This is a genomic window from Geodermatophilus bullaregiensis, assembly GCF_016907675.1.
Lineage (GTDB): Bacteria > Actinomycetota > Actinomycetes > Mycobacteriales > Geodermatophilaceae > Geodermatophilus > Geodermatophilus bullaregiensis.
Genome location: NZ_JAFBCJ010000001.1, coordinates 2,276,532 through 2,288,052 on the forward strand (window position 1 = coordinate 2,276,532; position 11,521 = coordinate 2,288,052).

The 11,521-nt window shown below is 74.8% G+C and carries 10 protein-coding genes; 3 read left to right on the forward strand and 7 right to left on the reverse strand.

All coding sequences use genetic code 11. From position 1 onward, the window contains the following. Window positions 1-2: 2 nt before the first annotated feature. Together JOD57_RS10735 and JOD57_RS10740 are read right to left on the reverse strand one after the other, a co-directional pair. On the reverse strand, window positions 3-2,573 hold the full coding sequence (locus JOD57_RS10735) for an EAL domain-containing protein (protein WP_204692016.1): 2,571 nt from the start codon (window positions 2,571-2,573) through the stop codon (window positions 3-5). Beyond that, window positions 2,560-3,504: a phosphate/phosphite/phosphonate ABC transporter substrate-binding protein gene (locus JOD57_RS10740; RefSeq protein ID WP_204692017.1), complete on the reverse strand. Its 945-nt coding sequence runs from the start codon at window positions 3,502-3,504 to the stop codon at window positions 2,560-2,562. Before JOD57_RS10740 ends, JOD57_RS10735 begins: the two co-directional genes overlap by 14 nt. A 184-nt stretch (window positions 3,505-3,688) precedes the next feature. Between JOD57_RS10740 and JOD57_RS10745 the strand changes: the two genes are divergently transcribed. From JOD57_RS10745 to JOD57_RS10755, 3 genes are all read left to right on the forward strand, one after another. Beyond that, window positions 3,689-5,533 carry an acyl-CoA dehydrogenase gene (locus JOD57_RS10745; protein WP_204692018.1) on the forward strand — a complete coding sequence of 615 codons (1,845 nt, stop codon included), beginning with the start codon at window positions 3,689-3,691 and terminating at the stop codon, window positions 5,531-5,533. A gap of 97 nt (window positions 5,534-5,630) precedes the next feature. Beyond that, window positions 5,631-5,843, forward strand: a complete 213-nt coding sequence (locus JOD57_RS10750) for a hypothetical protein (protein WP_204692019.1) — start codon at window positions 5,631-5,633, stop codon at window positions 5,841-5,843. An 11-nt stretch (window positions 5,844-5,854) separates the two neighbouring features. Beyond that, on the forward strand, window positions 5,855-6,043 hold the full coding sequence (locus tag JOD57_RS10755) for a hypothetical protein (RefSeq protein WP_204692020.1): 189 nt from the start codon (window positions 5,855-5,857) through the stop codon (window positions 6,041-6,043). Window positions 6,044-6,065: 22 nt separating this feature from the next. Here JOD57_RS10755 and JOD57_RS10760 read toward each other — a convergent pair whose 3' ends face one another. The 5 genes from JOD57_RS10760 to JOD57_RS10780 form a co-directional block, all read right to left on the reverse strand. Further along, window positions 6,066-6,671: a response regulator transcription factor gene (locus JOD57_RS10760; protein WP_204692021.1), complete on the reverse strand. Its 606-nt coding sequence runs from the start codon at window positions 6,669-6,671 to the stop codon at window positions 6,066-6,068. Then, window positions 6,668-7,873, reverse strand: a complete 1,206-nt coding sequence (locus JOD57_RS26830) for a sensor histidine kinase (protein ID WP_204692022.1) — start codon at window positions 7,871-7,873, stop codon at window positions 6,668-6,670. The genes JOD57_RS10760 and JOD57_RS26830 overlap by 4 nt, the downstream gene beginning before the upstream one ends. A gap of 55 nt (window positions 7,874-7,928) precedes the next feature. Further along, a complete protein-coding gene (locus tag JOD57_RS10770) occupies window positions 7,929-8,747 on the reverse strand; it encodes an ABC transporter permease (protein ID WP_204692023.1) in 819 nt (272 codons plus the stop codon). 25 nt (window positions 8,748-8,772) lie between these two features. Beyond that, the gene (locus JOD57_RS10775) at window positions 8,773-9,726 is read right to left on the reverse strand and encodes an ABC transporter ATP-binding protein (RefSeq protein WP_204692024.1); all 954 of its coding nucleotides are present in this window, start codon (window positions 9,724-9,726) and stop codon (window positions 8,773-8,775) included. Window positions 9,727-9,998: 272 nt separating this feature from the next. Next, window positions 9,999-11,366, reverse strand: coding sequence for an MFS transporter (locus JOD57_RS10780; RefSeq protein ID WP_204692025.1), 1,368 nt, complete (start codon window positions 11,364-11,366; stop codon window positions 9,999-10,001). Window positions 11,367-11,521: the final 155 nt, after the last annotated feature.

Sequence of the window (11,521 nt, forward strand, 5' to 3'; positions counted from 1 at the left end):
GGTCAGCCGGCGACCGTGGCCAGCACCGGAGCGGAACGGACCGGGACCCGCCCGAGGAAGCCCGGGACCGCCGTGGCGGGCATCGGACGGGCGATGAGGTAGCCCTGCGAGGCGTCGCACCCCATCGCACCCAGGTGGGCCAGCTGCTCGGTGGTCTCGACGCCCTCCGCCACGACCGTGAGCCGCATCGTGTGGGAGAGCTGGACGATGGCCTCGACGACGGCTGCCGCCTGCGGGTCCACAGGGAGGTCCTCGAGGAACGAGCGGTCGATCTTGAGCACGTCGACCGGCAGCCGGCGCAGGTACTGCAGGGAGGAGTAGCCGGTGCCGAAGTCGTCCACGGCCAGCCGGACCCCGATGGCCCGCAACCGCCGGGCCGCCTCGACCGAGGTCAGGTCGAGGAAGGCGTTCTCGGTCAGCTCGAGCCGGATCCGGTCCGGCGAGGTCCCCGTCTCGGCCAGGACCCGGGCGACGTCGTCGGCGAAACCGTCGAGGTGGAGCTGCTGGGCGTCGATGTTCACCGACACCCACGGCAGGGGCGCGCCGGCCGCGAGCTCGGCGGGGTCACGGGCGGCGTCCCACGCGGCGAGGTCCCGGCAGGCCCGCTCGAGCACGCGCCGGCCCAGCGCGACCACGAGACCGGTCTCCAGCGCGACCTCGAGGAAGGCAGCCGGGGAGAGCAGGCCGCGCGTGGGGTGCTCCCAGCGCGCCAGCGCCTCGAAGCCGAGCACCTCGCCGGTCACCGTCGAGACGACCGGCTGGTAGTACGGCGACAGCTCGTCGCGGTCCAGGGCCTGGCGCAGGTCCTGCTCGGTCTCCAGCCGGGCGTCGGCGCGGCGGCGGAGCTCCTCGTCGAAGAGCTCGGAGCGGGCCCGCCCCCGGGCCTTGGCCCAGTACGCCGCCGTGTCGGCGTCGCGCAGCAGGCCGCGGGAGTCCCGCTCACCACGGGACACGGCGACGCCGATGCTCGCCGAGACGTGCACCGCACGGCCGTCGACGACGACCGGCGCGGCGAGGGCCTCCTCGATGCGCCGGGCCAGCGCCAGGGCGCCCTCGTCGTCGCACTCCGGCTCGGCGACCACCACGAACTCGTCACCCCCGAAGCGGGAGACGGTGTCCCCCTCACGGACCGCGGTGCGCAGCCGGGTGGCGACCTCGCGGAGGAGGACGTCGCCGGCGTCGTGCCCGAGGCTGTCGTTCACCACCTTGAAGTGGTCGACGTCCAGCAGCAGGGCGGCCATCGGGGTGTCGGTGCGGCGGGCGCGCCCGAGCGCGCGGTCGAGGGTCTCCAGCAGGTACGTGCGGTTGGGCAGCCCGGTGAGCGGGTCGTGGTAGGCCAGCCGCAGGAGGTCGCCCTCGGCGCGCTTGCGGGCGGAGGCGTCGACCAGCTGCACGAACACCGCCTGGACGGTGCCGTCCTCGTCCCGGTGCAGGGCGATGCTGGCCATCGTCCACAGCACCTCGCCGTCGCCCCGGACGTAGCGGATCTCCACCGGCACCCCCGGGCCGCCACCCTCCAGCAGCCCGGTCATCCGGGCGTCGTGGGCGGGCCGGTCCTCGCCGTGCACCAGGTCGGTCAGCGGCGCGGCGGACAGGTCCTCGCGCGTCCGGCCGAGCAACCGGCACAGCGCGTCGTTGACCGCGACGGGACGGTGGTCGGCCGGGTCGAGGATCGCCATGCCGACGGGTGAGCCGTCGAAGGCGCTGGCGAAGCGGGCGTCGGTCTCCCGCAGGAGGCGGGCCAGGTCGCCGGCCATGCCCGTGACCACCAGGCGGTAGGCGTTGAGGGCGTCGGCGAGCCCGCGCGCCTCCCGGCCGTCCCCCACCTCGACCGGCTCGGGCAGCAGGTCGGCGGTCACCACCCGGCCCTGCCGGACCGCGGTCAGCACGCGCGGCAGGTGGTCCTCGGCGGCCACCCGCGCGGCGTCGGTGAGCCGGACCAGGGCCCGGGTGATGCGGCCGGCCATCAGGCTGACGGCGAGCACGGCCAGCACCGTGAACAGCAGACCCACGAGGACGCCGGTGCGGCGGGCGGCCGTGACCTCGGCCTGCACCTCGGCGAGGCTGTAGTCGACCACGACGGTGCCGATGCGGTCGTCGCCCAGCATCAGCGGCAGGGCGGTGTCGAGGTGGTCGGCGTTCTCCAGGACCACGGGCCGTCCGCCGGAGTCCTCCAGGGCCGCGGCGACCTCGTCGTGCAGCGGCACGGCGGAGAACCGCCGGTCCTCGTCGGGGGTGCCGTCGGCGAGCAGGACGCCGTCCCCGTCCAGCACGTAGGCGTCGGCGACACCCTCGTGCCGGCGCACGTCCCCGAGCACGTCGTGCAGACCGGAGACGTCCCCCGCCACCACCAGGTTGGTGACGCCGGAGTCCAGCAGGCTCAGCACCCCGAGGGCGTTCTCCTCGGCGTGGGCCTGCAGCGCCGCGACCTGCTGCTGGATCGCCAGCTGGGTCGTCGCGACCCCGAAGGGGACGACGACGGCGGCGACGGTGAGGGCGAAGCGGGTGCGCAGGCCCAGTCGCCCGAGGGCGGCCCGGGACCACCGGGCCGCACCGCGGTCAGGGGCGCGCATCGTCCAGCGCCTCACGCAACTGCAGGACCGGCGCGAGGTCCTCCGGGGTGAGCGCGTCGAACTGGGCGGTGCTGTCGAACTCCTCGAGCACCTCGCGCCCCCCGGCGGTCTCGTCCAGCGCCGCGAGCACGCCGGTCACCGCCTGCAGCAGCTCGGGATCGAGGCCGACCCGGGCGACGACCCCGTGCCGGGGGACCTCGATGGACCGGGCCACCGTGACCAGCTCGTCGGCCCGCGAGCCGGCGTTCTCGGCGAGGTCCTCCTCGCTCAGGGCGCCGGCCGCCACCCGGCCGTCGAGGACGAGGAAGACGGTGTTCTCGTCGTCGCCGGAGTAGACGTAGCCGACCTCGTCGGGCGCGACGGGGGACACCGGCTCGGCCACCTGGGTGAGCGAGAGGCCCAGCCCGCGCAGGGTGCTGGAGGGCAGGAACCAGCCGTCGGTGGAGGTCTCCTCCTCGAAGGCGACCGTGTGTCCGAGCAGCTGCTCGGGAGCGGTGATCCCGCTGTCCCGCCGGGCGACGACGACGCTGTGGTAGGTCGGCTCGCCGTCCTTCCACCGCCGCAGCACGGGGGTGCCGGCACCGCCGAGGACGACGCCGGTGACGCCGTACATGTTGTCGACGTAGAGGTCCACCTCACCCGAGCGCAGCAGCTCGGCCATCTCCTCGGCCGACTCGGCCACCACGACCTCGCCGCGGCCGACACCGGCGTCGGCCAGCTGCTCCGCGACGTGGTCGATGAAGGGCTGGAAGACCTCCGCCTCCTCCTCGGGGTCGTCGCTGACCGAACCGATGACGAGGGTGGCGCCGTCCTCGGCCGTCGGGGCCGAGGGCGCGGCGGAGGTCCCGGCGGCGTCGGGAGCGGTGGTGCCGCAGGCCGCCAGCACGGTCGTGAGGGCAGCGGTGGCGAGGGCGGTGGCACGTCGGGTCACGGGCAGGTGATCGGCACGGCCGGGACGGCGGTTGAGGTCCACCGCCCCCTCCGGGGGAGGGGACCGGGGTACCCCCCCCGCCGGGGCGGCGGTGGTTGCCCTGGTTACCGGTCGGTAATACGTTTTGTTACCGGCGAGTACGACCTCGCCGCCCCACCGGCACGGAGCACGGGAGCCCCACCGCATGAGCCACTACACCGCGAACCTGCGGGACCTCGAGTTCAACCTGTTCGAGTTCCTCGACACCAAGGACCGGTTCGGCACCGGCCCGTTCGAGCAGATGGACGCCGAGACGGCCCGCGGCGTGCTCGCCGAGGTCCGCCGGCTGGCCGAGGGGCCGATCGCCGCGTCCTTCACCGACGCCGACCGCAACCCGCCGGTGTTCGACCCGGCCACGCACTCGGTGACGCTCCCCGAGAGCTTCAAGGAGTCGGTGCGGGCCATCGAGGACGGCGAGTGGTTCCGCCTCGACCTGCCCGAGCACCTCGGCGGCTTCGGCGCCCCGCACGCGCTGACCTGGGCCGCCTTCGAGATGGTCCTCGGGGCCAACCCCGCGGTCTTCATGTACGGCTCGTGGGCCGCGTTCGCCGCGATCCTCGACGAGCTGGGCACCCCCGACCAGAAGCGCCTGGCCGCGCTCATGCTGGAGCACAAGTGGGGCGCGACCATGGTGCTCACCGAGCCCGACGCCGGGTCCGACGTCGGCGCCGGCCGCACCAGGGCCGTGCGGCAGGAGGACGGCTCCTGGCACATCACCGGCGTCAAGCGGTTCATCACCTCGGCCGAGCACGACCTGTCGGACAACATCGTCCACCTGGTGCTGGCCCGTCCCGAGGGCGCGGGGCCGGGCACCAAGGGCCTGTCGCTGTTCGTCGTCCCCAAGTTCCACGTCGACCTGGAGACCGGCGCGCTCGGCGAGCGCAACGGCGTCCACGTGACCAACGTCGAGCGGAAGATGGGCCTCAAGGTCTCCACGACCTGCGAGCTCACCTTCGGCGACGGCCCGGTGCCGGCCACGGGCTGGCTGGTCGGCGAGGTGCACGACGGCATCGCGCAGATGTTCGAGGTCATCGAGCACGCCCGCATGTTCGTGGGCACCAAGGCGATCGCCACCCTGTCGGCCGGCTACCTGCAGGCGCTGGCGTACGCCAAGGAGCGGGTGCAGGGCGCCGACCTCACCGCGACGTCGAAGGACGCGCCGCGGGTGACCATCACCCACCACCCCGACGTCCGCCGCTCGCTGATGCTGCAGAAGGCCTACGCCGAGGGCATGCGGGCGCTGTACCTCTACGCCGCGACGTTCCGCGACCGGGTGACCGAGGCCGAGGCCGCCGGCACCGCCGACAGCGAGGAGGCCCGCCTGGCCGCCCGGGTCAACGACCTGCTGCTGCCGGTGGTCAAGGGCTTCGGCTCGGAGCGGGCCACCCAGCTGCTCACCGCCGAGTCGCTGCAGACCCTCGGCGGCTCGGGCTACCTGCAGGACCACCCGATCGAGCAGTACATCCGCGACTCCAAGATCGACACCCTCTACGAGGGGACGACGGCGATCCAGGGCCAGGACTTCTTCTTCCGCAAGGTCGTCAGGGACGGCGGCGTCGCGCTGACCTGGCTGGCCACGCAGATCCAGGCCACGATCGAGGCCGAGGCCGGCAACGGCCGGCTCAAGGAGGAGCGGGCGCACCTGGCCACCGCCCTCGGCGAGGTCCAGGCGATGCTCACCGCGATGTTCGGGCACCTGACCGCCGCCCAGCAGGACGCGACCAGCCTCTACAAGGTCGGCCAGAACACCTCCCGGCTGCTGCTGGCCGTCGGCGACCTGGTCACCGCGTGGCTGCTGGTCCGCCAGTCCGAGGTCGCGCTGGCCGCGCTGGCCGGCGAGGTGGGCGAGCGGGACCGGCACTTCTACGAGGGCAAGCTCGCCGCCACCCGCTTCTTCACCACCCAGGTGCTGCCGCGCCTGGCCGGTGAGCGGGCGATCGTGGGGGCCACCGACAACGCCCTCATGGAGGTCCCCGAGGCCGCCTTCTGATCGAGGGCCGACAGCTCTGCACGGCGGCCGCCGGCCGTTTCGGGGGCCCCGCGGAGGGCATGGCCCCGGGGACAGCGCCGTCGCACAGGAGGCTCCCGTGACCGACCCCCAGGGCAGCGACCGGATCCAGCAGGACGTCCCCACCGCGTCGGGCAGCGGCGACGACAGCAGCACCGGCACGGGCTTCGACGAGGTCCCCCTCACCGCCGACGAGGCGATCGAGCGGGACGCCGCCTCGGGTGACGACCTGCCGGCCAAGGCCGACACCGACGCCGCGATCGCCGAGCGCGCGACCCCCGACAGCACCTGAGAGGACCTGGCATGACCGAGCCCGAGAACAGCGGTTACAACGACTCCCCCGCCACCTCCGACCCGGACGGCGACCTGGTCGACGGCACGCCGGGCCACGACCGCGGGGACGGTGGCGAGAAGGACACGGTCACGCTGACCACCGACGACGAGGCCCAGCGCGACGACCTCCCCATCCGCGGCGGCAACGAGGCCGGCTAGCGGGCCGCAGGAAGGTCCTCCTTCAGATCCACCCGTGGCGGCGGGCGACCTCCACGGCGGCGTGCCGGTTGGCCGCGCCGAGCTTGCCGGCGGCCGAGGACAGGTGGTTGCGCACCGTACCCGGCGACAGGTGGGCGCGGGCGGCGATCTCCTCCACCGGGGCGCCGCCCGCCGCCAGCTCCAGGACGTCGGCCTCGCGCGGTGTGAGCGGGCTGTCGCCGGCACTGATCGCCTCGGCGGCCAGCTCGGGGTCGACGTAGCGCCCGCCGCGGGCGACGGTGCGGACGACGTCGGTGAGCACCGGCGCGCTGACCGTCTTGGGCAGGAAACCGCGCACACCGGCCGCCAGCGCACGCTTGAGGTGCCCGGCCCGGCCGTGCCCGGTGACGATGACGACCGCGCAGCCGGGCAGCACGGCCGCCAGCTCGCCGGCGACGGAGATGCCGTCCCGGTCGGGCATCTGCAGGTCCAGGACCGCGACGTCGGGCGTGTGCGCCCGCGCCATGGCCAGCGCCTCGCCCCCGGAGGCGGCCTGGGCCACGACCTCGAGGTCGTCCTCCAGCGCGAGCAGCGCGGCCAGCGCGGACCGGATGAGGTTCTCGTCGTCGGCGAGCAGCACCCGGATCACACGCGCACCCCGACCGGGACGGTGGCCGTCAGCACGAAGCGGTCGCCGTCCGGGCCCGCCACCAGCCGCCCGCCGGTGGCGGTCAGGCGCTCGGCCAGGCCGGTGAGGCCGCTGCCCCAGCCCTCCGCGGCCGGGGCGACGCCGTCGTTGACCACCCGCAGCTCCGCCGTGCCGCCGGTCGCGGACAGCTCCACCGTGCACGAGGTCGCGCGGCTGTGCCGCAGCACGTTGGTCACCGACTCGCGCACCACCCAGCCCAGCGCCGTCTGCACCGGCCCGGGCAGGGTCACGGCCGCGTCCTCGCCCCGGACGGTCACCTCCACGCCGGCGGCGCGCAGCACCGACCGCGCCCCGGCCAGCTCGCCGGGGAGGTCGCTGCCCCGGTAGCCGCGGACGACGTCGCGCACCTCCCGCAGCGACTCCTCGGCGACCCGGCTGATGTCGACCAGCTCCTCGACCGCGCCGTCCCTCCCCCGGCGCACCAGCTCGGCGGCCAGCTGGCTCTTCACCGCGATCACCGACAGGTTGCGGCCCATGACGTCGTGCAGGTCGCGGGCGAAGCGCAGCCGTTCCTCGGCGACGGCGAGCTGGGCCTGCACGCCGCGGGTGCGCTCCATCTCCAGGACGACGTCGAGGATCCAGACGCTGAAGCGGAACGCCGCCACGAAGGCGGCGAGGGCGACCCCGATGGAGGCGGCCACCACCACGGCTGCGACCGGGGGGCTGCCGTCGATCAGCGCGACGACGCCGGCGAGGACGCCGGCGGCAGCCGCCCCTGCCATCAGCGGCCGGGTGGGCACCGTCACCGACAGCGCCAGGAGGACCGCCGCGCCCAGCAGGGCCACCACCCAGGGTGCCGACGGCGCCGGGCCCTCCGCCGTCGCCATCAGGGCGGCGGCGACGGTGACCAGCCCGGCGACGACCGCGACCGCCAGCGACGGCCGGTCGGGGCGGGTGCCGCGGTCGTGGTCGCGGTCCTGGAAGCCCCGCCGGGTGAGGAGGAGGCAGGCCACCGTCGTGACCAGTGCGCCGGCGGCCAGCAGCAGCGCCGCCCACGGGGAGGTCGGGGCCCAGTCGGGCACCACCGCGAACAGCAGGAGCGCCGGCAGGAACACCAGCGTCGTGTAGTACGAGGAGCGGGTGTAGAGGTCGATGCGCTGCGGGTCGGTGCGGCTGCTCCACCAGCGCGCGACGGTCGGCACGGCCCCCATGCTGCCGTACCGACCGTCGTCCGCAGGCCGCGTCAGCGCCCCCGCCTCAGCGCTTCGGGGCCCAGCGGAACCACCGCCGGCTCGCCAGCCCGGCGAGGACGACCCAGGCGGCCGCGACGGCGAGCGGGGTGAGCGCGGCCCACCACAGGTCGGCGCCCGCGACGACCTCGCCGTCCCAGGTGCGCCCGGACAGGCCCAACTGCACCAGCTCGACCACCGGCGTGAGCGGCAGCAACCGGGCGGCGGCGGCCAGCGCCTCGGGCAGCGCGGTCAGCGGGAAGAACAGGCCCGACAGCGCCGTCGCCCCGAGGACGACCGGCAGCGTCGTCACCTGCGCGGACTCCGGCGTCCGGGTGTAGACGCTGCTCAGGGTGGCCAGCACGACCATGAGCACCGCGCCGAGCAGCACCGCAAGCACCGGCAGGACGGGGTCGACCGGCGCGCGCCACTCGCCGAGGACGACGACGCCGGCCGTCACCAGGACGAGCTGGACGGCCGTGACCAGCAGCGTGGGGACGGCGGTGGCGGCGAGCACCTCGCCGTCCCCGAGCTCGCCGGTGCGCATCCGCTGCAGGACCAGGGCCTCGCGCCGGGCGACGTAGGTGGTGACCAGGTTGTAGTAGGTGAGGAACACCAGCGTGAACGCGGCCGCGGAGACCAGCAGGGTCTGGCCCAGCGGCGCGTCGCCGGGGCTGAGGACCGGGACGAACGCCACGAGCAGCAGCGGCGAGAGGACCGAGTTCACGACGGCGGTCCGGTTGCGCAGCAGCAGGAGGGTCTCGGCGGCGGCGAGGGCGCCGACGCGGCGGAGGCGGGAGGGCCCGGCAGGGGGTGCCGGGACGACGGTGGCGGTGGCGGTGGTCATCGGGGTTCCTCTCGGGATCTGCGGGTCAGTAGGGGTCGGCGCCGTCGGCGACGGCGAGGAAGGCCTGCTCGAGCGAGGCGGCGCGGGCCTGCAGGCCCCGCAGCAGCACCCCGGAGCGGGCGGCCCAGGCCAGCAGCTCGCCCAGCACCGGCTGCAGGGTGCGGGTGTGCCACTCGACCCGCGGACCGGGGCTGACCACCTCGACCCCCGCGGGCACCGGCGGCCGCGGGGCGCCGGGGTCGAGGACGAAGCGGATGGTGGCCGGCTGGGTCTCGGCGATCTCCTCGCGGGTGCCGGCGACCACCACCTGCCCGGCGCGCATGATGGCGATGCGGTCGGCCAGCTGCTCGGCCTCCTCGAGGTGGTGCGTGGTGAGCACGACCGCGGCGCCGTCGTCCACCAGGCCGCCGACCAGCTCCCAGACGGTGCGCCGGCTCTCCGGGTCCAGGCCGGTGGTGGGCTCGTCCAGGACGAGCACCCGGGGGCGGCCGAGCAGCGCCAGCGCCAGGTCCAGCCGGCGGCGCTCGCCGCCGGAGAGGCTGCGCACCCGGACGCCGGCGCGGCCGGTCAGGTCCACCTGCGCCAGGGCCTCCTCGACCGGGCGGGGCGCGGTCAGGGTGCGTGCCCAGGTCCGCACGGTCTCGGCGACGGTGAGGTCCCCGGGCAGCCCGCTGGACTGCAGGAGCACGCCGAGGTGCGGGCGGACGGCCGGGCGCTCGGTGCGCGGGTCGTGGCCGAGGACGCGCACCGTGCCGCCGGACGCGGGAACCAGGCCCTCGACCACCTCGAGGGCGGAGGTCTTGCCGGCGCCGTTCACGCCCAGCAGCGCGAACACCTCGCCGGGCCGGACCTCGAAGGAGATGCCGCGGACGGCCTCGAACGAGCCGTACCGGCGCCGCAGGTCGGTGACCTCGACGGCGGGCGCCTGCGGCAGGGCGCGCACCGGGGACGGGGCGGGGGGTGCGGCGGTCAGGTGCACTGCGGGGCCTCCTCGGGGTGCCCGGCGGCCGGGGGTCGGCCGCTGTCGTCCGGGCACGTCCCACGCTCCCGCCGGTCCCGGCCCGGCACAGGTGCCGTCTCTCACGACCTGGGGCCGCACGTGCACGGGCCCCCCGTGACGCGTGTCACGGGGGGCCCGTGGTGAGCCCTCCTGGTGTCTGCCGCCCGTGTCCGGTGAGTGGCCTCCTCCACGGCGTCCCGGGGCCGGGAGGCGACCCGGCAGGGGGTCCTCGCACCGGGAGGGGTCCGGGCTCAGACGGCGGCCGACCGGGTCCCCTTCGTCACGATCGCCTTGTCCTCGGCGAGGTCACGGGTGCGGGTCTCGCCGTAGGAGAGGACCGCGACCAACGTGACGACCGCACAGGCCGCGAGGTACAGCGACACGCGCATCGGGTTGGGGTCGGTGAAGCTGCCGAGCAGGGCGACCGCGATCAGCGGCGCCGGGGCACCGGCGACCACCGAGGCCAGCTGGTAACCGACCGACACGCCGGAGTAGCGCGCCTTGGTCCCGAACAGCTCGGAGAGGAACGCCGCCTGCGGGCCGTACATGGCGCCGTGGAAGAGCAGCCCCACGGTGATCGCCACGACCACGAGCACGAAGCTGCCGCTGTCCAGCAGGGCGAAGAAGGCGAACCCCCACACGCCGACACCCAGGGCGCCGAACAGGTAGACCGGCCGGCGGCCGATGCGGTCGGACAGCGCGCCCCACAGCGGGATCGTCACCAGGTGGACGGCGGCGGCGATCAGCACGGCGTTGAGGGCGAACGAGGTCTCCAGACCGAGCACCCGCGTGAGGTAGGTCAGGCTGAACGCGGTGATGACGTAGTACGACACGTTCTCCGCGATGCGGGCGCCCATGGCCACCAGGACCTCGCGCTTGTAGCGGGTGAGCACGGTGACGATGGGCGCCTTCTCGACCTCTCCCGTCTCGGCGGCCCGGGCCGCGGCAGCACGCTGGGCCTCGAGGAAGACGGGCGACTCGCTGACCGCCAGGCGCACCCAGAGGCCGACCAGGATGAGCACCGCCGAGAGCAGGAACGGGATCCGCCAGCCCCAGCTGGCGAACGCCTCGTCGGACTGGAAGGCGGCCAGCACGGCGAGGACGCCGGTGGAGAGCAGCTGGCCCGCGGGCGCGCCGGCCTGCGGCCAGGAGGCCCAGAAGCCGCGGTGCTCGGGCTTCCCGTGCTCGGAGACGATGAGCACCGCGCCACCCCACTCCCCACCGAGAGCGAAGCCCTGCACCAGCCGCAGGGCGATGAGCAGCACCGGCGCCAGGACGCCGACGGTGCCGTACGTGGGCAGCAGGCCGATGGCGAACGTGGCGCCGCCCATCATGAGCAGCGAGATCACCAGCAGCTTCTTGCGACCGATCCGGTCGCCGAAGTGGCCGAAGACCAGACCCCCGATCGGGCGGGCGGCGAAGCCGATGGCGTAGGTGGCGAAGGCGGCGAGCACGCCCACGAAGTCGTCCTGCTCGGGGAAGAACAGTGGGCCGAAGACGAGCGCGGCGGCCGAGCCGTAGAGGAAGAAGTCGTACCACTCGACGGTGGTGCCGATGATGCTCGCGCCGACGACGCGGCCGAAGCGCCCTCGCTCGGGCACCTGGGAGGGTGCGGTCATGCGGGTCTCCTGAGGGACGGAGGGAGTCCGGTCGCCGGGTGACGTTACGGACGATCCGGGACCGCGCCCATGTGCTCGGACCCAGTCCTGTGACCCGGCTCATGTGTGCTCGGCCCATGGCCGTGGGGCTCGACCCACCGACCGGCCGACCGCGC